Below are 26,948 nucleotides of genomic sequence, written 5' to 3'. Positions count from 1 at the left end.
AGAAAAATTTTAAGGATTATACTTTGGACTGTGGCCGGCATTATATTGTTGGTCATACTTGCAGCGACATCTCTTACCGTTCCTGCCGTACAAAATTTAGTGAAAAACAAAGTCATCACTTATCTTAAAAAAAAGACAGACACCGAAATTAGTCTGGAACAGATTCGTATTACTTTTCCTTCTGGATTAAAACTTCAACAGTTTTATATAGCAGATAAGAATCATGATACCTTATTATATGCCGGAAATCTGAGTGTACAGCTGAACATGCTAGGATTTTTAAGAAATAAGGTAGAAGTGAACTCTATCGCATTGGAAAGGGTCTATGCCAACGTGCATCGCCTACATCCCGATACTGTATTCAATTATCAATTTCTGGTTGATTCATTGGTAAGCGATGCTCAGGAAGAAGTGAAACCTCCTAAGGAAGATACTGCACCACTACAACTGAAGCTTGGTAAAATTCTTCTGGATGATATTCGCATCAATTTTAAAGATGATGTAGCGGGAAATGATGCCGGCATTGCATTAACCCGTTTAAACGCAGTGGTGGATAAGTGCGACCTAGAAAACATGCACTATGTGCTCGACAGATTAGATTTAAAAGACACTCGCCTACACTATTTTCAGAACAAACCTCTTACAACCCTTAAACAAGTAGCGGTAGAAGCCATAGAAACAACTCAAGACGAGTCCGGAGGGAGTTTGCCTTTGATTGAAGTGAAAAGCTTTTCGTTCAATGGAGTGGAACTGAAATACGATGATCGGCTTTCAGATATGCAAGCCTTTGCATTTCTTAAAACATTCCACCTTCGTGATCTGTTGATAGACCTCACACATGGCAAGTACCAAACCGATAAGGGAGAACTCAGTAACTCAATTATCGAATTTGCTTATCATCCCGGACCTAGTACTAATGAGGATAAAAAAACTACCACAGATACTACTGAGGCCTCCTCATTTAGCCTTAATCTCAATAATATTGTTTTAGCCAATAACAGAATAAAATACGACGATCTCTCCGCACCACGGGAGCAAGGTGGTGTAATGGACTTCAATCATCTGAACGTAAAAGGACTAAGTCTGAACGCGGAAAAATTTATCATAGACAGTTCAGGCATTACCGCAGTTATAAAAGATGCTCAGCTGAAGGATACCTGCGGATTTGAGCTAAACGATCTAAAAGGTCGTGTAGTATACAATACCGAAAAATTGAGTGTGGAAGATTTAATTATAAAAACACCGCACACCTCTATCCATAATAATACGCTACTTACTTATTCATCAATCGATGATCTTACCAAATACCCGGAAAGAGTAGGTGTAGCACTTAGCTTTGACAACTCAACCTTAGGATTAGCTGATGCGGCTTACTTCTCCACTGCAATTCCGGCAACTTATCGCCATCAACAATTGCAAATGGTGGCATCGGTGAAAGGACGACTAAACGATATCACTATTCATACATTTCGTTTACACGGCATGAAGAATACCGACATCGATATTACCGGCAATATCAGAGGTCTACCTGATACAGACAAAGCATACTTTAATATCAATATCCCCAAATTACGCACCTCAAAAGCTGATATTAATGCGCTTGCACCAAAAGGAACCATTCCCCAAGACATTGAATTACCCGGATACATTGCTGCCTCCGGGAAATTTGCAGGCAGCATAAAAAACTTTACGACCCATTTCAATATAAATACCGACATGGGAAATGCCCAGCTCCATGCAAAAATGGGTGGCTCTGCCAAAACACCTTCCTATACAGCCCATGTAGACTTAAGTAAAGTACATGTCGGAAAGCTTTTAAAAAGAAATGATGTAGGAGAATTGAGCCTGGTATTGGATCTCAATGGTAGCGGCATTACTCCCGAAACAGCAAATGCCGTTGTAAATGGTAAAATATTAAGCGCACAGTATAATAATTATAACTATCAGAACATACAGCTTGATGGCAAGTTTGCCAATCAGACATTGGAACTAGCAACCAGTAGTCCTGATTCCAATGCGCACTTTGATATTGTAGCGCGTGCGAGTATAGGAGGCCAGTACCCCTCCCTTACCGGCAACATCGATTTAAAAAGAATCGATCTGCAAAAACTAAATTTTTCAGATACGGAGCTGAAAATTGCCGGACTTGCAGTATTGGATTTTCCGACCCTAGATCCTGATTATCTAAACGGAACTGCAGTGATTAGTAGCGTCCAAATTGCCACTGATGGGAAAGTTCTTAACATGGATACTGTGCAGCTGGCTGCTCAAGCTACAGATTCTTCCAACTACTTACGACTTACTTCAGAAATTATCAGTGCCGAACTAAACGGAAAGTATCAACTTACCCAAATCGGTCAGGCCTTTATTAACGAAATCAGTAAATATTACGCCTTTGCACCTGCAAAACCTACTCCGCCACAACACATGCAATTTCATGCAACAGTACACGATTCCAAGCTATTGAAAGAGTTGGTGCCGGAGTTGAAAGCTTTTAATACTTCAACGTTGAATGGAGTGCTCAATACGGATGCAAATAACCTGACTATTCACGGAAACTTTCCACGCATTGCATATGGAGACTTCAATATAAATAACATCCAACTGAACATTGGCAACAGAGATACTACAGCTCTGGATTACGAATTGAATATTGCCAACATTCAAAGTCCGTCTATTCAGCTTTATAATGCTGCCGTTACAGGAAATGCTGCGGACAATTTGCTGCATGTAAGCCTCTTTTTACGCGACAGCAAGAACCGCGATAAATATACCATTGGTGGTAATTTCAAAGCAGCAGACGGCACCTATCAGTTTTCACTCGATCCGCAGCAACTGCTATTAAATTATGATCGATGGAATGTTGCAGCCGATAATTTGATACAATACGGCAACGCTGGCATATACATCCGAAACTTTGTCATTAGCAACAACGGTCAAGCGTTATCGGCCAATAGTATATCAGACACACCTAATGCCCCCATTAAAATTGCTTTTAAAGATTTCATGCTGGAAACGCTTACGCGGTATGCCGAACAAGACACTTCACTGGTGGGCGGTTTGCTCAACGGAACCGTGGAACTTCGCAATGTAACGGATTCTATGCAACTAGAAGCTAATCTTGCAGTGAGTCAGCTTCGCTATCAGAAAGATCTCTTAGGAGATTTGGAAATATACGCGGATAATTATACTAAGGATGCCTATAAAGCCGATATAACACTTAGCGGCCCTCATGACTTGAGAATCTCCGGATTTTATTATACAAGTGATAAAGGCGCTCTTGATATTACTGCTGCCATTAACCGTATTGACTTGAAATACATCGAAAGCCTATCCGGCGGGCAGGTACGAAATGGAAGTGGTACACTTACAGGTAACATTACGGCTAAAGGCTCGTTAACGTCACCAAAAGTTTTGGGCAACCTGCAGTTTAAAGAAGCAGGACTGAATATCGCCCAATTGAACTCTTATATCAGATTAAAAAATGAAACCATCTCATTTGTCGACGACGGAATTCAGTTCAATAATCTAACGATCCTAGATTCATCTAATCAAGCCCTAACGCTGAACGGCATGATTAAAACCAAAGATTATCAGAATTTCGGTTTCGATTTAAGGTTGCGGGCTAACAACTTTAGGGTATTGAACTCGACTGTTGCAGATAATGAATTGTTTTATGGCAAGGTATATCTTACTGCAATGGCTCAGATTGGTGGTGATATGAACAAACCTGAAGTTACCGGTACGCTTAGAGTGAATAAAGACACTAGGTTTTTCTTTGCCATACCGGATAGTGATCCGGACATCGTTAATCAGGAGGGCATCGTAGAATTTGTGGACATGGATGCACCACCTAATAACGGCCGACAAGCACTTGATGTGGACAGCATTACACGAGCTCCACTGAAAGGCATTAATCTATCTATGAACCTCCTTACAGAAAAAGAAGCCGAAATTACAATCGTAGTAGATCCTGCAAATGGTGATGCCTTGCTAGTAAAAGGTGAAGCAGAATTAAACCTAACCATGGATCCTAGCGGTACCATTGCAATGACTGGTCGTTACCTTATTTCGGAGGGTAATTATAATTTATCTATTGGAGGCCTCGCAAGAAGAAAATTCATATTGCAGCAGGGTAGTTATATCCAGTGGACGGGCGCTCCCACTGAGGCGAATATCAATATCACAGCTACTTATAATATCAATACCTCGGCTATCGATTTGATTGCTGACCAGATACAAAACGTGGATCAATCCACACAGACCACCTATAAACAAAAGCTACCGTTTATTGTGTACCTGAAAATGACCGATCAGCTATTAAAACCGCGTATCAGTTTTCAGATCGATATGCCCGAAAATGAGCGAAACGCCTTTAGCGGTATTGTCTATACGCGCTTACAACAACTGAATACTAACGAAAGCGAACTGAACAAACAAGTATTTGCCTTATTGGCCTTAAACAGGTTTGTATCCGAAAATCCTTTCGAAAGCTTATCCAGTGGCATTTCTCCCGAAATGCTGGCACGGCAAAGCGTTAGCCGTCTGCTCACACAACAACTGAATAATCTCGCCGCCGATTTGATAAAAGATGTGGACATTTCTTTCGATCTTACGTCAGAAGAAGATTATAGCACCGGTTCACAGCAAACAAGAACTGATCTAAATGTTGCTCTATCCAAAAAACTGCTTAACGATCGTTTAACCATCACTGTAGGTAGTGACTTTGCATTGGAAGGATCCCGGAACACAGGTTCGGGAACGAATATTGCTGGTAATGTCAATATCGAGTACGCATTATCACGTGATGGGCGGTATAGACTAAGAGCTTATAGGCGCAACCAAAACGAAGGTGTCATCGAAGGCCAAATTATTGAAACCGGCTTGGGATTTGCACTGGTTGTAGACTACAATCGATTTAAAGAAATTTTCGACAGCTTTAAAAAACGAAACAGACGCGGTAGGGAAAGGTAAAACACAATATTAATCTTGAAGTAACCTCTTTGTGAGTATTTATATCTATATGCTAAAGCGCTGGAACATACTACTTCTAATCATTACTGCAGTTTTGCTTTACTCCTGTAGTGGAACAAAATATTTGAAAGAAGGACAGGTTTTATATACAGGAGCGGAGGTAAAAGTAAACCCGGATAGTGCTCGAAAAGTTCCGGGAGAGAAATCTATAAAAAGTACACTGGAAGAACAAACCCGACCTTTACCCAATAAATCCTTGCTGGGAATGCGATACAAACTATTTTTTTATAACCTAGCAGGAGAACCCAAAAAACAGAAGGGATTCAAATACTGGATGCGAAATAAGTTGGGTGAACCACCCGTATTGATGAGCGATGTACGTTTACAAACCAACATCAATGTATTACAGAGTTATCTACTGGGGAAAGGATATTTACAGGCTCAGGTATCTGCAGATACTGTAATTAAAGGAAAAACCGGAAAAGTAATTTATACAGCTATCACCAAAGATCGATATACACTTAACAAAATACAATTTCCTCAAGAACCCACTGCCCTAGACAATCTCATTCGACGCACTTCTAATGAATCGCTTCTTAAAAGTGGTGAATACTATGATATCGATATTTTCACAGCAGAAAGGGAGCGTATAGACAGTGAGTTGAAAGAAAGAGGGTATTTCTTTTTTAATCCGGATTATATATTGCTACAGGTAGACAGTACCATTGGCAATAATCAGGCAGATGTATATGTGAAAGTAAAAGACCTAACGCCTATCGAAGCATTAAAACCTTACAGAATAAATGATATCAATATTTATCCCAACTATAATTTACGCAGAGACTCAGCCATCAAGCATACTGCCCCGATTGTCTACAAAGACTTTAATATCTATGACCTTCAAAACACATACAAACCACAGCTATTTGAAAGGCTAGTATTCTTTAAAAAAGACGAACCCTATAATAGGAGTAACCACAGCCTGAGCTTAAATCGTCTTGTAAACATCGGTACATTCCGATTTGTAAAGGCCGAATTTAAACCTATCGATACGTTGGAAAGTGATCTGCTAGATGCTAATTTTATTCTTACTCCACAGAAGAAACGTTCTCTATCATTTCAAGTACTCGGAACCAGCAAATCCAACAATTTTGTGGGATCGGAGTTAAAAGTATCAGCCACTAACCGCAACTTATTTCGCGGAGCGGAGCAATTTAATGGCAGCCTGAGCGGAGGTTTTGAAACGCAGGTTAGCGGAGCTAATTTAAACTCTTATTCACTTTCCGCAGATGCCTCTCTGATTTTTCCAAGAACTGTTGCCCCGATTCGGCTTAAAAATCTTGGGAACTCGGTTCCTAAAACACGTATTTCCTTAGGTGGCCAATTCTTGAGCCGAGCATTGTATTATAGCCTAATCTCCGGAAAAGCAGAGCTGGGGTACAACTGGAAAGGCAGTGAATATATAGAGCACAATCTGAACCCTTTATCAGCTACCTACGTGCGTACACTGAATACCACTGATAGCTTTAACGTTTTGTTGGAGCGAGTACCCTCCCTCAAAGCCAATTTTGAGAATCAATTTATCTTCAGCTCAAGCTATAATTTTGTGTATAGCGATTACTTTAAGGAAAATAAGCGCAATCATATCTATTTCTTGGGCTCTTTTGAAACTGCGGGCAATCTTGTAAATGCATTTTTGAAAAAAAGAAATGAGAACGGACAAAAAACATTGTTCAACACTGCCGTAAATCAATTCATCCGTATTGAGGCAGATTTCCGCGACTTTTATAAACTCACGAAGAATTCGATACTTGCCGGTCGTGCCAACATAGGCTATGGTATTCCATATGGAAACAGTAATGTGCTCCCTTATATCAGACAATTCTTTGCAGGAGGTAGCAACGATATTAGAGCATTTCGCGCCCGAGCACTAGGTCCCGGCACTTACCATTACCCCGACAGCAGCAGGTATTTTGCAGATCAGGGTGGCGATATTAAAATGATGCTGAATGCAGAGCTGAGAACAAAGCTTTTCAGCATCATACATGGCGCCGTATTTATCGATGCCGGAAATGTATGGACTGCCAAGACAGACTCTTCCAGAATGGGCAGTAAGTTTAAGCTAGCCAATGCATTGAGTGAATTTGCAGTAGGTGGCGGTGTGGGACTCCGTGTCGATGCTACGATATTTGTTGTAAGATTCGACCTAGCCATGCCACTCCGAAAGCCATGGTTGCCAAAATCGGAGCGATGGGTACTAGATAAAATACGATTTGGCGACCCGGCCTGGCGCAAAGAAAATTTAATTCTGAACATCGGTATAGGATATCCATTCTAAATATAAATTATGCAATATGAGCTTTATCATTTCAAAACCTAAAAATTTCTTCGTGGCTACTTTTAATTTGCTCAAGACCGCAGGAAAGGGTTTTATTGAAGATAAGGTTCCTAAATTAAGTGCCTCACTGGCATACTGTACTATTATTTCATTAGCACCATTACTAACGATCATTATTGCATCAGCAAGTATTATCTACCGAAAAGAGATTGTTGAAGGTAAAGTTTACGACATAGTAGCTCAGTTCACTACGCCCGAAACTGCAGCGCAAATACAAACCGCAGTAATGAATGCCAGTCTTAGTGGTAAAACTACCATGGCACTCACAATAGGTATTATATCCCTGCTTATAGGAGCAACAGCTGTATTTTTGGAAATACAAGATAGTATTAACACAATATGGAAAGTAAAGGCCAAACCACGCAATGGATTGTTGAATTTCCTTTTCAATAGGCTAAAATCTTTTTCTCTGATTATATCCTTAGGATTTTTGTTATTGGTTTCCTTAACTATCAATAGCATATTAGGGAGCTTGCAAACCCGCTTTCAAGAGTTAATACCCATTAACTCAGGGTGGCTATTTTTTATATTGAATAACGTCATCACATTTGTAGTTATTACTTTACTTTTCGCGATAATTTTTAAAGTACTTCCGGACGTTATTATTAAATGGAAACCGGCTCTAGTAGGCGCAGCTTTTACTACAGTACTATTTGCAATAGGGAAATTGCTGATAGACCTGTACATTACAAAAGCGAAGCCGGGAGCCATATTCGGAACGGCCGGTACGCTTATCATCATTCTCGCATGGGTGTATTACACCTCTTTTATACTGTATTTTGGAGCCGAATTTACGCGAGCCTATGCCGAAAAATTTAGCGACAGAATTAAACCTTCTAAATATGCCGTACATCTAAAAGTACAGATAGAAGAAGAGCCTATTACTGAACTTCCGACACAACATACCGAAGAAAAACAAGCATAATATTTCAACTATAAGTATGTTGCATTTATTAGGCACTATGGTAGACTTCTGACAAAAATCATTTTTTCACCTAACCTAAGTCACCCGGTAGAAAACATATCCACTGCACCTTTGCCCGAGCCAAGTATGGCTATCAGCAATGGGAGTAGTCATCAACCATACAACATGTTATCACTGCGGTAAATCTTGTCCGGATACTGATATACGTATTGAAGAAAAAAAATTCTGCTGCGAAGGTTGTAGGATGGTCTACGAATTACTGAGTGCAAACAACCTTTGCAGCTATTACAAGCTTAACGAAAATCCAGGCGTTACACAAAACCGTCCTGTAAGTCCTAACAAGTTTGCATTCTTAGACCGCGCCGACATTGCTGAAAGACTCATACGTTTTTCGGACAATAAACAGACACAGGTCATCTTCTATCTCCCACAAATGCACTGCAGTAGCTGTCTGTGGTTGCTTGAGAACATTCATAAGATTAACCCTGGTATTCTTTCTTCCAGAGTCAATTTCGCACGCAAGGAGGTATTTATTATATTCGACAACAAGGCCACAACACTTAAAAAGGTAGCAGAAACATTAACCTCCATCGGGTACGAACCCCATATTAGCCTTGCCGGCAACCACGATGCAACGAAGAAAAACACCGATAACTCTCGGATTTATAAGATAGGGGTTGCAGGCTTTTGCTTTGCCAACATTATGATGTTTTCCCTTCCTGAATATTTTGGGCTGGGACAACAGTCAGAGCAAGAGATAGGATTGGCTTTTAAAATCCTCATTCTATTGTTTTCTTTACCTGTGTTGTTCTACTGTGCTTCAGAGTTTTTTACTTCCGCATGGAAAGGCCTTCGGCATCGCTTTTTAAATATCGATGTACCTGTTGCTGCAGCTATTTTAATCACTTTTCTGCGCAGCATATTTGAAATATTACAAGATACCGGGAATGGTTATTTCGACAGTATGAGCGGCATTGTATTCTTCATGCTGGTAGGCCGCACTTTGCAAGATAAAACCTATCAAGCTATATCGTTTGACCGAGATTACAGATCCTTCTTTCCAATTGCGGTAAATGTTGTAAAAGACAGCTCCATCACACCAACACTTGTTCAGGATCTAAAAGTAAACGATGTTATACAAATTCATGCACAAGAGTTAATCCCAGTGGATGCGATCCTTTCAAAAGGCAATGCCAAAATTGATTACAGTTTCGTTACAGGAGAAAGCGTGCCTGTGCAGAAAAATATTGGAGAACTGGTGTACGCTGGCGGGCGCCAAACTGAAGGTTGTATCGAGCTAATTGTTGCCAAAACCGTATCTCAAAGCTACCTTACAGACCTCTGGAACAAAGCTGTATTCCGGGAAGAAAAACAATCAAAAAACTTATTCATTCACCAGATAAGCACATGGTTTACGATAATTGTACTAACACTGGGCATCAGCGCACTCCTTTATTGGCATCTGAAAGGCCAACCAACATTAGGTTGGAATGCCATTACCACTGTATTAATTGTCGCTTGTCCATGTACGTTGGTATTAAGCGCATCCTTCGCTAACGGTAATTTGCTGAGAATATTTAGTAAAAATCAGCTTTATTTACGTCATCCCGATGTAATCGAGCAGCTACAAAAAGTTAATCACATTGTATTTGATAAAACAGGAACACTTACCGACAGTAAACATACTTGTAAAGTGTCTTATGAAGGTCACCTGCTATCACCTCACTTGGAACAAGAAATTGCGGCACTGCTTCGACAATCCATCCATCCGTTGGGAGTAGCCGTAGTGCAGACAATCGAGGATCGATTACAACATGCAATCGATATGCTTCCAATTGAAGTAGCCAATTTTAAATTATATGAAGGGGAAGGCATTGAAGGTTGGGTAAACGAAAAACACATCAAAGCAGGCTCTGCAAAATTTGTAAACATCAATTCAAAGCATGAAGAAAGCAGTGTAGTTTATATTGCTATTGATGGCAAAGTTTACGGTAAATACCTTATAAGCAATAATTATCGGAACGGAGTAAGAATGCTAGTTCAACAACTCAAAAAAAACTATACTCTTTCTCTTCTTTCCGGAGATAATGATAGCGAGAAAAGTACGCTGCAGACATTCTTCGGTCTAGATAGTCACCTCCTCTTTAATATGTCCCCTAAAGCAAAACTTACTTACATAGAAAATCTACAAAAATCCCAATCGGAATACGTGATGATGATTGGCGATGGCTTGAACGATGCTGGTGCACTCAAGCAAAGTAATGTAGGCATAGCTATCACCGATGATGATAACAAATTTACTCCAGCCTCCGACGGTATTCTGCATGCATCAAAGCTGAACAAGCTACCGGCCCTGCTTTCCTTAGCACAAAAGAATAGATTCATTATTCTATTTGGCTTTATGCTTTCATTTATATACAACGTAATTGGACTATCGTATGCATTAAGCGGCACCCTATCACCTGTGATATCAGCTATCTTAATGCCACTAAGCTCACTCACCATCATCCTTACATGCTATTTCCTTACTCGATACTTGGCATGGAAAAAAGGATTATGATATGATACGGATAACAGTATGATAAAAATCATTAGTACGGATGACCTAGGGCATTATAAAAAAATCAGTTCTGTTAAATATTTGTGTTGTTATGATGGTGATTATCCTACTCCTGATTATAAGCATCTGTATCTCTGGAGGATTCCTTATCGCCTTTCTATGGAGTGTAAAGGATGGACAGTACGATGATAATTACGCTGCGGCAAACAGGATATTATTTGATCAAACAAAAAATAAAGATTAATGCAAGTGGAGAAATTTCGTTACGACAACCGCATTCCTAAGCTTTTCTTGATTGCCACTATATTTTGGGGTGCTGTAGGCATGCTCGCTGGTCTTTTGATAGCTTTTCAATTAGCATTTCCTGCTTTGAACTTTGACTTACCCTTCACCACATTCGGAAGGGTTAGGCCGGTACATACTAATGCAGTGATTTTTGCATTCGTAGGTAATGGAATTTTTACAGCTGTGTATTACTCTTTGCCCCGCTTGCTTAAAACGCCCATGTGGAGCAATACATTGAGCAAAATACATTTTTGGGGCTGGCAGCTCATCATTGCTGTGGGTGCCACCACTCTTCTTTTAGGATATACTACAGCAAAGGAATATGCCGAACTAGAATGGCCACTCGATATTGCCATTACAGTAATATGGGTTGTGTTTGGCATCAACATGTTTGGTACCATATTCACCAGAAGAGAGCGTCACTTGTATGTTGCAATCTGGTTTTATATAGCCTCTTGGGTAACGGTAGCCATGCTACATATCGTCAATTCATTTGAACTACCGGTATCGCTCTTAAAAAGTTACTCGTGGTACGCAGGGGTGCAAGACGCCTTGGTACAATGGTGGTATGGACATAATGCCGTTGCATTTTTCTTAACTACCCCCTATTTAGGACTGATGTACTATTTCCTACCCAAAGCTGCTGAGCGCCCTATATATTCTTACAGATTAAGTATTGTTCATTTTTGGAGCCTGATCTTTATATATATCTGGGCAGGTCCACACCACTTGTTATATACGGCACTTCCGGAGTGGGCCCAGTCCTTAGGCACCGCATTTTCGGTAATGCTTTTACTTCCTAGCTGGGGTGGTATGTTAAATGGTCTGTTTACGCTGCGTGGTGCATGGGACAAAGTGCGTGAGGATCCAGTATTGAAATTCTTTGTGGTTGCAGTTACCTGCTACGGTATGAGCACTTTTGAAGGTCCCATGCTTTCTTTAAAAAATGTAAATGCTATTTCACATTACAGCGATTGGACTGTAGCACACGTACACATAGGCGCTTTAGGCTGGAATGGATTCCTCACATTTGGTATGGCTTATTGGCTGGTTCCACGATTATTCTCCACCAACCTCTATTCTAAGAAGATGGCTGCCCAACACTTCTGGCTAGGTACGCTAGGAATAGTGCTGTACGCTATCCCTATGTACTGGGCGGCATTCCGTTCTTACTTTATGATGTCTGCCTTTACACCCGAAGGGCAGCTGCAGTACCAGTTTATCGATGTAGTACAATCCATGATCCCCTTCTATATTCTTAGGGCGATCGGTGGCTCCATCTATCTTCTAGGCGTGCTACTGATGGTATACAATCTTGTTAAAACTGCTAAGCAAGGCAGCTTCTTAAAATTTGAAGAAGCTGAAGCACCCCGACTGGAAAAAGCATACAAACCACAACCCGGAACCTTCTGGCATGCAGTCATTGAAAGAAAACCCACCTTGCTTTTAGTATTGAGTCTGATCGTAGTAGGATTAGGGGGAATATTTGAATTGATCCCTACTTTTCTGGTAAAATCAAATGTTCCCACAATTGCCAGTGTAAAACCCTACACACCGCTTGAGTTACAGGGAAGAGATATTTACATACGTGAAGGCTGTTATAATTGTCACTCACAAATGATTCGTCCGTTCCGGTATGAAGTGACGCGTTATGGAGAATATTCCAAAGCAGGAGAATTTGTGTATGACCACCCGTTTCAGTGGGGCAGTAAACGTACCGGTCCCGATCTGGCTCGCATAGGCGGCAAATATCCTGATAGCTGGCACTTCAACCATATGCTAGATCCGGAATCCATGGCTCCCGGCTCTGTTATGCCCAAATACCCATGGCTTTTCGAAAACAAGTTAGATATCTCAACTACTAATTCCAAAATACATGCAATGCGAAAGCTGGGTGTACCTTATCCCATAGGTTATGAAAAGGAAGCCAATGAAGAGCTGAAAAAACAGGCAACAGATATAACCAACAATCTTGCAAAAGATAAAATAAAAATAAGTAGTGATAAAGAAATCATCGCTTTGATCGCATACCTGCAACGACTAGGCAAGGACATTAAGGGAGAAGAAAAAGAATCTCTCGCATCAAAATAACGCAATATGAAATTCACGTACTATCTGGAAAAAATAACAGGGGTAAGTATTTATCCCATTATCTCTCTGCTATTGTTTGTAACCTTTTTTATACTAGTTACGCTGTGGGTGTTACGAACAGATAAAAAAACTATTGAGCATGTTGAAAATCTTCCGTTAGACAATGATTAAATCAGTTTTTATGGGGAACCTGAAATTCATATATATTACAATACTCCTATCATTATCTCTTACAACTATACAGGCCCAAGATGCAGCGACTGCTGCAAAAACATCATTCGGATTTATCAGTTCCAATGATATACTAATAGCATGTGCCGTATTTCTAGGACTTGTAATCATCGGACTAGGAAATGTATTAAAATCAGCCATCAGTTATCATAGACACAGAAAGAAAACTGCCACATCCGAAAGTATTAAAACGCTATTAGTACTGATAGCTCTTGTATGGTGGGGCGTGGCCGCTGCACAGGGAGGCGATACCGAAGCCCCTGTCACCCCCACATATACATTTACAGAAGCTGATTTTTTCAGGGGGGTAATGCTCATCATCATATTGTTGGAAATGATTACCATTTTTCTGTTTGCAAAATGGATTAAATATTTTACCGGCATAAAAGATTATGAGGAATCCTTAGCAGCAGCAAAAGCTCCTACAGAACAAAAATCTAAAACGGCCTTTCAAAGTTTTTGGGAGCGCATTAATAAGTTCCAACCCATAGAACATGAAGCACAAATTGATACGGGACATAGCTATGATGGCATTCGCGAATTGAACAACGTAACACCACCATGGTTTAAAATAGCATTTACTGCCAGTATTGTATTTGCTGTAATCTATCTATGGCGCTATGAAGTATCGGGCAGTGGTTTGAGTCAGATAGAAGAATATGAGCGAGAAGTAGCTATTGCCAGAGCTAAACAGGAAGAATATCTGAAAAAACAAGCCAACAAGGTGGATGAAACCAACGTAACCATGTTGGATGCTGCAGGCATAGCGGCCGGTGCCAAACTTTATGCCACCAACTGCACGGCTTGCCATGGTGACAAAGGTCAAGGAGGTGTGGGGCCGAACCTTACCGACAAATATTGGCTACACGGTGGCAGTCTCAGCGATATTTTCAAAAGCATCAAATATGGCTGGCCTGCACAGGGAATGAAATCTTGGAAAGATGATTTCTCTCCGGTACAGATAGCACAGCTAACTAGTTATATAAAATCCATTCAAAATACGAATCCGCCCGGAGCAAAAGAACCACAGGGAGAAGAATACATTGAAGAAGTTGTGGAAAATAATAATACTTCTGACAACAGCTCAACAGGGAATGATAGTAATGAATTGGTAGCGCAATAGACACGACAACAATATGAACGAACCAATATCATCCATACAAGAAGAAACATATAGAGACAGAATTGCTTCGGTCACCGAAAAAGGAAAAAGAAAATGGATATATGCACAACAGCCGGCAGGCCGATTTTATAAAGCACGCACTATCCTTGCCTGGTTATATCTGATTGTTTTTTTCACCATGCCGTTTATAAAGGTAAACGGCATGCCTTTTATCATGCTGAACTTCTTTGAAGGCAAATTCATACTGTTTAGTAAAATATTCTGGCCGCAGGATTTTATCATATTCGCGCTGGGCATGATTACTATGGTAATATTTATCGCACTTTTTACTGTAGTGTATGGCCGGCTGTTTTGCGGATGGGTATGCCCACAAACCATTTTTATGGAATTTGTGTTTCGAAAATTAGAATGGTGGATAGAAGGAACCCCAACACAACAGAAAAAACGTGCTCAGCATAAACAATCTTTCGATTTCTTATGGCGTCGCATCATTAAGTACGTACTCTTTTTTGTACTATCCTTTCTCATTGCCAATACTTTTCTCTCCTACATCGTTGGTATTGATGAACTAAAAAACATGATTGCGGCGCCTATTTCTGAAAACTTCGGATTACTAAGCGGTTTGCTGGTATTCACTTTGCTATTTTTCAGTGTGTATGCGTTTGTAAGAGATCTTGTTTGTACTACTGTTTGTCCTTATGGTAGGCTACAAAGTGTACTCTTCGATAAAAATACGATGCTTATTGCTTACGATTACAACCGGGGGGAACCAAGAGGGAAACTAAAAAAGCATACAGAAAATAATTCAAGACCACGAGGAGACTGCGTTGACTGCAAATTATGCGTAAACGTATGCCCTACTGGTATTGACATACGTAACGGTGTTCAGATGGAATGTATAGGATGTACTGCCTGTGCGGATGCATGCGATAGTGTTATGCTAAAATTAAATCGTCCTACAGGATTGATTCGCTATGCATCCGAAAATGAAATCCAACATGGACAAAATTTCCGATTTAGCGGAAAAGTACTAGGATACAGCATTATGCTGTTTTTACTTCTAGCGGCCATGTCGGTAATGATTTTTACACGAAGAAGTATCGACACTTCTATCGCACGGGTAAAAGGGCAACTCTATCAGGAAGTACCAGAAGGCAAACTTAGCAATTTGTACAATGCCAAAATTATTAACAAAACCCACCAACCGATAAAGGTTCATCTCAAATTAAACCATATAGAAGGAGGTGAAATTAAACTGATAGGTATACCTAATATCACTTTAAAACCTGAATCTATTAATGAAATTTTCTTCTTCGTTATTTTACCCGACAGAGCAGTAAAACAGAGGAGTCAGAAAATTAAAATCGATGTATATAGCGAAGAAAACAAATTACAGACTATAAAAACAACATTTCTTGGACCCTTTAGCTAAAACATATGAATTGGGGATTTAAAATATTAGCCGGAATCATTGTATTCATAGCAGGCATGATGACTATGGTAGTTATAGCTCATCAGCAAACCAACGAAATGGTAGATGAAGAATATTATCTGAAGGAACTACAGTATCAGGAGGTCATCAATGCCAAAAACAATTTGGCACAACTTGCAGATACGGTTCAGATAAAAGATAGCCTGAACATGATTTACATTCAATTGCCGCACCAAAGCTTTGAAGCAGGAGCAATCGGCACCATAACGTTTATGCGTCCCGCAGACAAAAGCAAAGACATTAGCATACCTGTGATGGTTGACAAAAACGGAATACAAATAATCAACAAAGAACAGTTATCGCCAGGCATGTATATTGTTACAATAAACTGGCACTGCAGAGAAATCCCTTATTATAAAGAAATGAGGTTCGTCATCAACAATTAAACCATGAGTATCGGAGGAATAATCATCACAGGATTTACTATAGGCCTTCTGGGCAGCTTTCACTGCATAGGCATGTGCGGTCCTATTACCTTAGTGCTTCCGATACAACAACCCACCATATCGAGACGACTCACAGCTGTTGCACTATACAATTTGGGAAGATCCCTCACCTATGGTGCTATGGGTGGCCTTTTCGGAAGCTTAGGCTATGGATTATTTATGGCCGGATATCAGCAGTTGGTCTCCATCATTTTGGGCGGTGTTATGTTACTGTTTATTGCAGTAAAATACTTTACTCCCTACCCTATTAAAACAAGAAATACATTTCATCAATACATTCAGCAAAAACTAGGCGGCCTGCTGAACAGCAAAAACCATGTACCCTATTTATGGATAGGCATGATAAACGGTTTTCTACCCTGCGGCTTAGTGTATATCGCTATAGCATCGGCAATAGCTACAGGGAATGGGCTACATGGAGCCCTTCTGATGTTCATGTTCGGATTGGGCACACTTCCGCTTATGTCCAGCTTTATGATAGTAAGCAAATATCTATCTCACTCTTTTAAAACCAGAATGGTAAAACTTATCCCAGTATTTACAATAATGATAGCTGTGCTGATGATTCTGAGAGGCCTCAACCTTAATATCCCCTTTATTAGTCCGATGGTTAAATCAACGCAAGGAGTAAGCTGCCATTAAAGAGTTTATCTCAAGACGTCTCTCCTTCCATTCTTTTCATTATTGATATTTTTATATAATTTACGCCCCTTTAAAGCGTATATTACTAATGATACAGGGGGTTGCTTCTTCGCCATATAAGAAGAAAAAGTTTTATCAGATACTGTATGTTCAGGTTTTAATAGCCATCGTCATCGGCATATTGCTCGGTTATTTTTACCCATCTCTAGGAGAAAAAATGAAACCGCTGGGTGATGGATTTATAGGATTGATCAAAATGATCATTGCTCCTGTAATCTTTATCACCATTACGGTGGGTATTGCATCGATGAACGACATGAAAAAAATAGGGCGTGTCGCCTCCAAAGCGTTTATCTATTTCATTACCTTTTCTACGCTGGCTCTTATCATTGGCTTGCTAGTAAGCAATATTGTACAACCCGGCAAAGGATTAAATATCAACCCTGCCACACTAGAAGCCTCGGCGATTTCAAAATATGTCGACAAAGCACATGAAAGCTCCCTTATCAACTTTATTCTCGACATCATCCCTAAAACACTCGTAAGCCCGCTTACGGGAGATAATATTCTGCAGATTCTATTAATCGCCATTTTGTTTGGAATATCTATTTCATTAACACTGCCCCATAGCAAGCCTGTACTGGATTTTCTGGAAGCGTTGTCCTATCCTGTGTTCAAAATTGTTGCTATTCTAATGAAACTAGCTCCCATAGGAGCTTTTGGTGCCATGGCCTTTACTATTGGAAAATACGGGATAGAGTCTATTGGCAATCTGCTCATGCTAGTTATTACCTTTTATACAACATCTATTTTCTTTGTTCTGGTTGTGTTGGGAGCTGTAGCAAAATATAACGGGTTTTCCATTTTCAAATTTCTTAAATACATCAAGGATGAACTATTGCTGGTGTTAGGAACCAGCTCTTCAGAGGCTGCCCTGCCCATGCTTATGCAGAAGATGGAGAAAGCAGGATGCCCCAAATCTATCGTAGGGTTGGTAGTGCCTACAGGCTATTCCTTTAATCTGGATGGGACCAATATTTATATGACATTGGCCGCCTTATTCATTGCACAAGCCTGTAATATCGAATTATCCTTAGAAAGTCAGATTGTATTGCTGCTTGTTGCCATGCTTAGCTCCAAAGGAGCTGCTGGAGTAAGTGGTGCGGGTTTCATTACATTAGCAGCGACACTGGCAGTTGTACCCGAAGTGCCTATAGCTGGAATGACTTTAATTTTGGGGATCGATCGTTTCATGAGTGAGTGCCGTGCCCTAACCAACATTACCGGCAATGCGGTAGCAACGATAGTGGTAGCCAATTGGGAGAAACAATTAGATAAGAAGAAACTAGAGGAAGCCCTTAATCAAAGATGATCTGAATTTGATACATCTATATCTAAATAAAAAGCCTGCATACTTATATTGCAGGCCTTTCTTTTATATGCTTTTATAGCGTAGGCTACAGCTTTAATTTATGAATAGCTTCTTCCACGCCTCGTATTTCTGCCAACCCTTTTAATCTACCTATAGCTGAATATCCAGGATAGGTTTTTTTATTCAAGTCGTCCAACATCTGATGGCCGTGATCGGGGCGCATGGGAATGCGGCGCTGTTGCTCCTGCTGTAATTGCGTTACATAATGGATAATCTCGATAAGATTGCCTTTACCTTCAAGGTGGTTTGCTTCGAAGAAATTGCCTTCCTCATCCACCTCGGTACTGCGCAAGTGTAGGAAGTACACCCTATCTCCATATTTTTTTATCATTGCCAGCAGGTCATTATCCCTACGGGCTCCATAGGATCCTGTACAGAAACAGAGCCCTGCACTTTTGGAAGGCACATTTTTAAATAACGCTTCAATATGTGCATCAGTGCTCATGATACGCGGCAATCCCAATATCGGATAGGGAGGATCATCGGGATGAATTGCCAGTTGCACTCCGTACTCTTCGGCTGTAGGCGTAATTTCATTCAGAAAGTCGAATAGATTTTGCTGTAGTTGTTCGGGAGATATTTTTCCGTACTCGTTTAAAAGCGATAACACTTCCTCGGTAGTAAACAGACCATCGGATCCCGGAAGCCCCATTAAACAGGAAACTTTCAGCTTTTCAATTTCATTCAAGCTAAGGCCGTCAAAGAATTTTTTAGCCTTTTTTACGGCAGCTTCGTCGTAATCGTTTTCCGCCCCGGCGCGTTTCAGTATAAAGACATCAAATGCAATGAACTCTTTCCATCCGAAACGCAAACAGAGGGCTCCTGTTTCTGTAGGATAGTCCAGATTGGTTCTTACCCAATCCAGCACCGGCATAAAGTTGTAAGTAACTACACGAATATCATTTTCAGCCAGATTTTTCAGGCTGATTTTGTAGTTCTCGATCCAGGTTTTGTAATTCCCGTCTCTTTTTTTGATATCCTCGTGTACAGGCAAGCTTTCCACCACATCCCAAGTAAGGCCGGCATCTTCAATAATTTTTTTTCTTTTCTGAATTTCTTCTGAAGTCCATACCTCGCCCACGGGAATATGGTGTAGCGCTGTAACAACTCCGGTGGCTCCTGCCTGCAGAATGTCGCTTAGCGAAACAACATCGTTAGGACCATACCAACGCATGGTCTGAATCATCTTATAACTCATAATCTGCTAAAATAATCAAAATAAACATACTCTACATCTTCCCGGGCAACAATAAAAAACAGCCCCATAAAAATGGAGCCGATTCCTAAACCTTAAATATATAAAAAACTAAAGCCTTATTTCATTACCTAGACCGACGATCAGAACGGCTGCTTCTCTCGCTGCGTGCTGCTGAACGACTAGGGGCGGAGCTGCTACTACGGCTTTCGAAGCTACGGCTCTGCGACCGGCTTTCCACTCGGGGGGCCGATTGCCTTTGCGCTTGTACCTCTCTGGCACGTCTTTGAGCTTCGGCCTGACGTTGCTGTTGTTGCTGTTGAACACTACGCTGTCTAGCCTCAGCGGCTCTTTGCTGTTGTTGGGCGGCTTCATTTCGCTGCCTCATTTCCGAAATACGTGCCTGACGTTCCTGCTCACTGCGCTGTCTTGCCTCACGGGCTCTTTGCTCATGCTCCACCCTTTGTCTTTGCATTTGCTCCGTACGGCCTATATTATTTTCCCTCGTTCTGGACGCGTTATCAGTAATACGACGGTTATTATTACTTCTTATATCATTATTCCCTACGGCTCCTCTGTTTTGAATGGCATCTTCCCTACGTGGAGGAGTATTCACCCGCACATTTCTATCCCTGCTTAATTCGGAACGATTAGTATTACGCGAATTATTTCCATCGTTTCTTGCCTGACTAGGGGCTATAGCACTCCTATCATAACGTTGCACGGTTCGAGGAGCATAAGTAGCTTTACTGCTTCTTTCGACAGTAGGTCTATACACCGATACCGCATTCCTACTCAATGATGCCCTTCCCGGCCTATCAGAATTACGTACGCTCAAAGGGCGTATACGTCCAGTATATCTTTCCACATCGGTTCTGCGTGGGCCTGAGATATAATGTCCGCCTCTGCCACCTCGGTTACCATGATAGTGGATGATAGTGGTACGATTAATAATGGTAACATTATTGCGATACGGATAGTAGTACCTAGAAATATACCGCGAAGTCATATAACGACTGGGAGCAAATGTCCAGTAGTCGTAAGGCGGATTGTATGTTCCTATTCCAATGGAGATACTGATACCCGGACGCAATGGTGCCCAGCCAAAGTAATCACCACCACCACGCCATACTACCCATGCCGGGGCCCAATCATATCCAGGAACCCACAACCATCCATAAAAGGGATCGTAAAACCAGCGACCATAATGAAATGGAGCCCACCCCCACTCATAATCCGAATACCACATCCATTCATAATCGTTGGTATAAATCCAATAACCGTTGGTTGCATAAGGACGGAAATTAGCTCCTACTCGAGGACGCCAAGTATAACCGTATTCTGGATAATCGATCCATTCTCCGTAAGGACTCAGAGCATCGTAGAAGGTCTGGAAGCTTATACTTACGCCTACCCGAGGTTGTGCTTCAACGGGACGTGCCATCAATGCACCTACCAACACCAATACTCCTAGTCCCAACGATTTTATAATTCTTTTCATTATCGAAACGTTTTATTGCTGTTACAAGTATTGTTTGAGCTGCGCGCTTCTGTATTAATGACGCATAGATTGCTGTAAAGTTGCTTGAACCGCTCTTAAATTATTTTTCCTAATTCTTTTTAGGATAACTTTTGCATTTAGAAATCGCGACCCACGTAAGAAACCTTTGAATATCAGGATGCTACAAGAAAACCTTCCCTCACAAAAAAATTTAGGAGCGAAGCATAAGAATTGGCATATTTGTAGCATAAATGACCGTTGATTATTACGAAATATTACAAATATCTCCTACCGCCACATTGGCTGAAATCAAAACAGCCTATAGAAGACTAGCACATCTTTATCATCCTGATAAAAATCCGGGTAATAAAAGAGCTCAGGCGCATTTTGAACTGATTAAAGAAGCTTACGAAATACTGTCTAATCCAGCTAATAAAGAACAATATTTACAGGATAGATGGCTTGCCAAAGCACAAGGTAATCCCTTTCAAAATGCGATTATCACCCCCGAAAACATCCTTACCGAAGTACTGGATACCAGTACCCGGCTAAGTTATATTGACCAGTATCGCATGAATAAAGAAGGCGTTAAAACCGAACTGCTTGAATTGTTATCCGATAGAAACATAACGATATTACAGGAGCACAATGAGATTTCCATTAATGACGCAATCGTGAGTGAATTTTTACGAATCATCAATATTTTGCCTGCAGTAGATGAGCTTGCTTTATTAGAAAGGGTACGCTTAATTCCTTCTAATCATACCGAAACGCTTAAAAAAAGAGAAAACACACTGCAATCAAATATGTTTTGGGAAAACTGGAAGCCTGCTTTCATTTTATTGATGGTAATTTTACTGTGCCTGCTTATCTGGAGTAATGCTATCCGATAAATTCCTGCGAATCTGCTTTATAAATTTTATCTTTCATAAATAAAATAAGCAATATGATTCCTATTGGAGATGATAACACCGGTCGTACTATAACTCCGTTCATTAATTATTTGCTTATTATCATTAACGTGGTCGTTTTCATATTTGCCCAAAGATTAGGTTCCAACGAGGCGTTTCTGATGAGCTACGCACTTATTCCTGAAGAAATACTTACAGGAAGAGATATTGTAGGAGGTGGTCTTTTGCATACTCCCATCAACATATATGGCACCATATTCACTGCAATGTTCATGCACGGTAGTATTGCCCATATTATAGGTAATATGTTATATCTCTCGATTTTTGGCGATAATCTGGAAAACGCCATGGGACATTTACGCTATCTTATTTTTTATCTATTATGCGGCGTGTTGGCATCCGCAGCCCATGTATTTATGGCCTACTATACTCATTGTGGTCTGTATATTCCCTGTATTGGCGCTTCGGGTGCTATATCGGGCGTCTTGGGAGGTTATATGATATTGTTTCCCCGCAATAGTATTCGCATGTTCGTTTTTCCCTTTGTTATAAGGGTGAATGCTTTTATAGCACTAGGACTGTGGATAGCCCTACAAGTGTTAGAAGGTATGGGCAACTTGGGTAGAGAAGGCGGCGGAGTAGCTTATGCAGCCCATGTAGGTGGTTTTCTAGCAGGATTGCTGCTGGTACGTTTTTTCGCTACTACTCCTCATCCCAAAACTAAGTACAGACGCTATTAGCTTTTCTTTTAAACAATATATTGCATCTTCGCATTCTAACCTATATTATAAACTTTATTTCAATTAACAACATTAAGCATTTTGTATGAAGTACATTTTTTCAACTATTGTAATCTGGTGTTCCGTACTCTTTGTGTATGGTCAGGATAGTAATACCTACTGGCAGCAAGATGTAGATTACACAATAAATGTTACACTCGATGACAAAGCCAATGCCCTAAAAGGCAACATCAGTATTCAATACAAAAATAATTCGCCGGAAACCCTGAACTACATCTGGTTTCACATCTGGCCTAATGCCTATAAACACGACAGCACCGCTTTGTTCCAGCAAATAAAAACTGATCCTACCTCACAAGAAGATTTATCGAGCATTACTTATGGATATATCGATGGACTCAACTTTAAATTAAACGGCAAAGCAGCGAAAACCGAACCGCACAGCAATCCTCAATATATCGACATTATTAAAGTAGTACTCCCAAAAGGATTAAAACCGGGAGAGTCTACCAATATTCAAACAGATTTCTACGTAAAACTCCCCTCCTATTTTTCACGATCGGGTTATGCCGATGGTCAGTTCATGGCTACCCAATGGTATCCCAAACCCGCAGTGTTTGATAAAAAAGGGTGGCATGAGTTTCCTTATCTAAGCATGGGTGAATATTACAGTGAATACGGAAACTTTAAAGTAAATATTACACTTCCGGGAGAATATGTAGTAGGTGCTACCGGTGTGTTACAAAATGAAGACGAACGGGAGCAATACAAAAAAATAGGCACATTCAACGCTACCTACCGCGATACAGTTCCGCAGTTATACCAAGGCAAGCCCGGCAATAAAACACTTACCTATATTGCGAAAAACGTTCCGGACTTTGCATGGTTTGCAGAAAAGAATGTCGTAATTCAATACGATACATTGGTACTTCCATCAGGAAAAACTGTAGATGTATTTACCTACTATAAAAATAAACCTGAAACTATTTGGAAAAACAGTGTGGACTATGCCAAAGATGCTACCAGATTTTATAGCATGGCTATCGGCGAATACGAATATCCCACCGTGCAAGTTTTTGAAGGCCCTAAAAACAATTCCAGTGGCGGTATGGAATATCCCATGATTACCTTGATTACAGTACCAGGAGCCAGCAAAGAGTATTTGGACGGTGTGATTGCACACGAGATCGGCCACAACTGGTTTATGAGTATGTTGGGGAGCAATGAAAGAGAACACACTTGGCAAGATGAAGGTCTCAACACCTATTATCAGTTTCGATATGAAGCCGAAAAGCACCGATATAACTCCATATTTGGAGATCAAATCCCCCCCGAACTGAAAAAGTTGCCACTGAATCAATTCCAGTCGCTTTTATATAATGCCATGAAACAGATTCCGATGACACAGGTGATTGACCAGCCTGCTGCCAATTTTAAGTCATCAGAAGAATACGGCATTATATCTTATATAAAAACAGCCGTTTGGGTTTACGAGATGGAAAAACGCTTTGGAAAGGATCAGTTGGATGCAGCTTTTCAGCAATACTTTAAAGAGTGGCGGCATAAACATCCGCAACCCGAGGACTTAAAAGCCTCTTTCGAAAAATCGTTAGGTACAAATCTGGACGAGTTTTTCGACAAACTGAAAACAGAAGGGAACCTATAATTTTTATAAGCATCATATAAAAATAGGGAACTATGAATATTGTTTTAAAAGGCCGTAAAGCTTTAGTGGGAGGAGCTAGCCAAGGGTTAGGAAAAGCTATTGCTATGCAGCTTGCAGCCAGCGGTGCATCGGTAACCATTGTGGCGCGCAATGAGGAAAAACTCAAAAAGGTGTTGCAAGAACTTCCCGTGACAGAAGAACAGCAACACGGATATATTGTTGCAGACTTTTCAGACTACGGGCGCTATAAAGCTATCATGAATGACTACTTCAGCAGTCATAGTGTTGATATCCTAATAAACAACACCAATGGTCCTAAAGCCGGAACCGTTAGTGAGCAAACCGATGCTGACTACCAAGCAGCCTTTTCGTTACTTTTCCAAACAGTGCAGTACACTACCAGCCTAGCATTGCAAGCCATGAAGGAAAAGCAGTACGGCCGTATTATTAACCTCACCTCACGCACTGTAAAAGAGCCGGCCGACAATCTGGCCTTATCCAATACCATCCGTGCTGCTGTAGTAGCCTGGGGTAAAACACTAGCACGCGATGTTGGCAAATACAACATTACCGTAAACAATATTCTCACTGGTAATTTTGATACCGAAAGACTGAGAGAATTGTTCACACTACAAGCTCAGGCGCAAAATACCACCCTCGAAGCTATTACACAAAAAGCCGAGGCCGACATCCCACTGCAAAGACTTGGCAAGCCCGAAGAACTTGCCAGTTTAGTAACATTCTTGGCATCAGAACAAGCTTCTTATATCACAGGAACCAGTATTCCGGTAGATGGAGGACTTTTAAAATCAATATAACTCTCATATTTCGAGTTACTACTTTTACTTCAAAACTCTTTCTCCAACGAAAGAGTTTTTTTATTTTTATCGCTCATTATCAATCAAAACAAACAATTATGACTAAACGATTATTCATCGTCCCACTTCTCGCCCCTCTTTTGCTAAAAGCACAAACTCAGGACTCCACGCTTGCAAATAATTTTTCCTCCGACCATCCTACCTTCTTTCAAAGAGATTGGGTAAAAAAAGCAGTGGCGCCAACAATTCTTTTCGGGGCATCTGCTGCAACATGGAATGACAGAGAAAAAATTCGCGAGTTAAGAAACCGCTATATACCCACCTTCCGAAGACATTATGACGACTATTTACAATACGTTCCCGCAGCAACCGTATTTGGTTTAAAGTTTGCCGGCGTTAAAGGACGGAATAATCTGGGAAGAGCCACCTTATCCTATGCCAGTAGCGCTGCCATTATGGCTATTATTGTAAACTCTATTAAGTATACGGCTAAGGTGGAAAGGCCCGATGGTTCTACAAAAAATTCATTCCCCTCTGGCCATACAGCCAATGCCTTTAACAATGCATCCTTCCTACATAAAGAATACGGACTCGTAAATCCGGCTTACAGTATCGGGGCTTATAGTGCTGCTACCTTTACAGCTCTTGGTCGTAACCTTAATAATAGACACTGGATTTCGGACGTGCTGGCCGGTGCAGGAATTGGGATTTTGTCTTCCGAACTGGGTTATTTCTTTATCGACAAGATATATAAAAACAAAGGCGACTACTTAGGGTATAAAGATAGAACCAGTGACAAACCCTCCTTCTTATCCTTGAAAGTAGGTACAGCATTATCTACTACCAATTTCCTGAAGGAATCTGAATTAGATGATAAGAAAGAAACAGGCTTAGAGGCCGGAATAGAAGGAGCCTATTTCTTCACAAAGAACTGGGGGTTGGGTGGTACATTCTCCTTCACCAGTTTCCCAGTGAAAGGAGTGTCCTTTGAATTAGATGATGAACCTGAAACTTATGATATCGTAACCCAATCGTTAGGGTTTCTCAATTTCAGTGTAGGCCCCTACTTTTCGCATTCACTCAGCGACAGGTTGCAGCTTATGGTAAAAGGTTCCATGGGCTATTCTAGTGGCGCTAGCGGTAAGATTTTCATTAAAAGCGATCTTATCGATACTCCCACTAATGAACTCGAAATTGCAGATTACAAACCTTCCAATGGTTTCAGATGGGGAGGCGGCACTACGCTCACCTATAAATTCAATAATCGTATTGGGATAACCGCATATGCAGATTATCATAGAATGAACTCAACGGTAAAATATACCTTCAATGATATCATTGCCGATGATGATATGGACGAGAATCTCAATGCTCAGGCAAAGGAAAAAATGAACTATGTAGGATTAGGTTTAAAACTAACTGCATTTTTCTAATTAAGCGTCACAGCATTAATAGCTATTTCCCGGAACGGAATCTTGCAAAGTATCACTACTTCAGATCACCTTTCCGGGATTTTTA

General features: G+C 40.7%; 20 protein-coding genes. 18 read left to right on the top strand and 2 right to left on the bottom strand.

Annotation, left to right across the window (positions count from 1 at the left end):
- The first annotated feature begins 30 nt into the window (after positions 1 to 30).
- The 13 genes from PIECOFPK_RS05870 (at position 31) to PIECOFPK_RS05810 (ending at position 18,539) form a co-directional block, all read left to right on the top strand.
- Positions 31 to 4,974: a translocation/assembly module TamB domain-containing protein gene (locus PIECOFPK_RS05870; protein WP_409966722.1), complete on the top strand. Its 4,944-nt coding sequence runs from the start codon at positions 31 to 33 to the stop codon at positions 4,972 to 4,974.
- A gap of 31 nt (positions 4,975 to 5,005) precedes the next feature.
- Positions 5,006 to 7,312 (top strand): BamA/TamA family outer membrane protein, encoded by a 2,307-nt coding sequence (locus PIECOFPK_RS05865; protein WP_330973483.1) that lies wholly within the window; start codon positions 5,006 to 5,008, stop codon positions 7,310 to 7,312.
- 16 nt (positions 7,313 to 7,328) lie between these two features.
- Entirely contained in the window at positions 7,329 to 8,297 is a 969-nt protein-coding gene (locus PIECOFPK_RS05860; protein WP_330973482.1) for a YihY/virulence factor BrkB family protein, read from the top strand.
- Between the two features lie 139 nt (positions 8,298 to 8,436).
- Complete coding sequence (locus tag PIECOFPK_RS05855; protein WP_409966721.1) at positions 8,437 to 10,857, top strand: heavy metal translocating P-type ATPase; 2,421 nt, start codon at positions 8,437 to 8,439, stop codon at positions 10,855 to 10,857.
- Between the two features lie 18 nt (positions 10,858 to 10,875).
- Positions 10,876 to 11,046: a hypothetical protein gene (locus PIECOFPK_RS05850; protein ID WP_330973582.1), complete on the top strand. Its 171-nt coding sequence runs from the start codon at positions 10,876 to 10,878 to the stop codon at positions 11,044 to 11,046.
- Complete coding sequence (gene ccoS, locus PIECOFPK_RS05845) at positions 11,006 to 11,101, top strand: cbb3-type cytochrome oxidase assembly protein CcoS (protein WP_330973581.1); 96 nt, start codon at positions 11,006 to 11,008, stop codon at positions 11,099 to 11,101. The genes PIECOFPK_RS05850 and ccoS overlap by 41 nt, the downstream gene beginning before the upstream one ends.
- The gene (gene ccoN, locus PIECOFPK_RS05840; protein WP_409966720.1) at positions 11,101 to 13,233 is read left to right on the top strand and encodes a cytochrome-c oxidase, cbb3-type subunit I; all 2,133 of its coding nucleotides are present in this window, start codon (positions 11,101 to 11,103) and stop codon (positions 13,231 to 13,233) included. Before ccoS ends, ccoN begins: the two co-directional genes overlap by 1 nt.
- Positions 13,234 to 13,239: 6 nt before the next feature.
- Positions 13,240 to 13,404 (top strand): CcoQ/FixQ family Cbb3-type cytochrome c oxidase assembly chaperone, encoded by a 165-nt coding sequence (locus PIECOFPK_RS05835; protein WP_330973479.1) that lies wholly within the window; start codon positions 13,240 to 13,242, stop codon positions 13,402 to 13,404.
- Positions 13,397 to 14,587: a cbb3-type cytochrome c oxidase N-terminal domain-containing protein gene (locus PIECOFPK_RS05830; RefSeq protein ID WP_409966719.1), complete on the top strand. Its 1,191-nt coding sequence runs from the start codon at positions 13,397 to 13,399 to the stop codon at positions 14,585 to 14,587. The genes PIECOFPK_RS05835 and PIECOFPK_RS05830 overlap by 8 nt, the downstream gene beginning before the upstream one ends.
- Before the next feature lie 13 nt (positions 14,588 to 14,600).
- Complete coding sequence (gene ccoG / locus PIECOFPK_RS05825; protein ID WP_409966718.1) at positions 14,601 to 16,019, top strand: cytochrome c oxidase accessory protein CcoG; 1,419 nt, start codon at positions 14,601 to 14,603, stop codon at positions 16,017 to 16,019.
- Between the two features lie 5 nt (positions 16,020 to 16,024).
- Positions 16,025 to 16,465 carry a FixH family protein gene (locus tag PIECOFPK_RS05820; protein WP_330973476.1) on the top strand — a complete coding sequence of 147 codons (441 nt, stop codon included), beginning with the start codon at positions 16,025 to 16,027 and terminating at the stop codon, positions 16,463 to 16,465.
- 3 nt (positions 16,466 to 16,468) lie between these two features.
- The gene (locus PIECOFPK_RS05815) at positions 16,469 to 17,167 is read left to right on the top strand and encodes a sulfite exporter TauE/SafE family protein (protein ID WP_409966717.1); all 699 of its coding nucleotides are present in this window, start codon (positions 16,469 to 16,471) and stop codon (positions 17,165 to 17,167) included.
- A gap of 88 nt (positions 17,168 to 17,255) precedes the next feature.
- Positions 17,256 to 18,539 carry a dicarboxylate/amino acid:cation symporter gene (locus tag PIECOFPK_RS05810; RefSeq protein ID WP_409966716.1) on the top strand — a complete coding sequence of 428 codons (1,284 nt, stop codon included), beginning with the start codon at positions 17,256 to 17,258 and terminating at the stop codon, positions 18,537 to 18,539.
- A gap of 85 nt (positions 18,540 to 18,624) precedes the next feature.
- Here the strand turns inward: PIECOFPK_RS05810 and uxuA are convergent, their stop codons facing one another.
- Both uxuA and PIECOFPK_RS05800 read right to left on the bottom strand, forming a co-directional pair.
- The gene (gene uxuA, locus PIECOFPK_RS05805; RefSeq protein WP_409966715.1) at positions 18,625 to 19,797 is read right to left on the bottom strand and encodes a mannonate dehydratase; all 1,173 of its coding nucleotides are present in this window, start codon (positions 19,795 to 19,797) and stop codon (positions 18,625 to 18,627) included.
- Positions 19,798 to 19,921: 124 nt separating this feature from the next.
- Positions 19,922 to 21,295: a DUF6600 domain-containing protein gene (locus tag PIECOFPK_RS05800; RefSeq protein WP_330973472.1), complete on the bottom strand. Its 1,374-nt coding sequence runs from the start codon at positions 21,293 to 21,295 to the stop codon at positions 19,922 to 19,924.
- Positions 21,296 to 21,546: 251 nt separating this feature from the next.
- Here PIECOFPK_RS05800 and PIECOFPK_RS05795 point away from each other — a divergent pair, with 251 nt between their 5' ends.
- From PIECOFPK_RS05795 to PIECOFPK_RS05775, 5 genes are all read left to right on the top strand, one after another.
- Positions 21,547 to 22,188, top strand: coding sequence for a J domain-containing protein (locus PIECOFPK_RS05795; RefSeq protein ID WP_330973471.1), 642 nt, complete (start codon positions 21,547 to 21,549; stop codon positions 22,186 to 22,188).
- Between the two features lie 53 nt (positions 22,189 to 22,241).
- Entirely contained in the window at positions 22,242 to 22,946 is a 705-nt protein-coding gene (locus tag PIECOFPK_RS05790) for a rhomboid family intramembrane serine protease (protein ID WP_409966714.1), read from the top strand.
- An 85-nt stretch (positions 22,947 to 23,031) separates the two neighbouring features.
- Positions 23,032 to 24,612 (top strand): M1 family metallopeptidase, encoded by a 1,581-nt coding sequence (locus tag PIECOFPK_RS05785; protein ID WP_409966713.1) that lies wholly within the window; start codon positions 23,032 to 23,034, stop codon positions 24,610 to 24,612.
- 32 nt (positions 24,613 to 24,644) lie between these two features.
- Positions 24,645 to 25,430 carry an SDR family oxidoreductase gene (locus PIECOFPK_RS05780; protein WP_330973468.1) on the top strand — a complete coding sequence of 262 codons (786 nt, stop codon included), beginning with the start codon at positions 24,645 to 24,647 and terminating at the stop codon, positions 25,428 to 25,430.
- Positions 25,431 to 25,528: 98 nt separating this feature from the next.
- On the top strand, positions 25,529 to 26,863 hold the full coding sequence (locus PIECOFPK_RS05775) for a phosphatase PAP2 family protein (RefSeq protein ID WP_330973467.1): 1,335 nt from the start codon (positions 25,529 to 25,531) through the stop codon (positions 26,861 to 26,863).
- Positions 26,864 to 26,948: the final 85 nt, after the last annotated feature.

The organism is Chitinophagaceae bacterium C216, from assembly GCA_028485475.2.
In the GTDB taxonomy this organism is placed as follows: domain Bacteria; phylum Bacteroidota; class Bacteroidia; order Chitinophagales; family Chitinophagaceae; genus Niabella; species Niabella composti.
The sequence above is the reverse complement of the archived record's forward strand: the minus strand, read 5'-3'. Positions and strand labels throughout refer to the sequence as shown.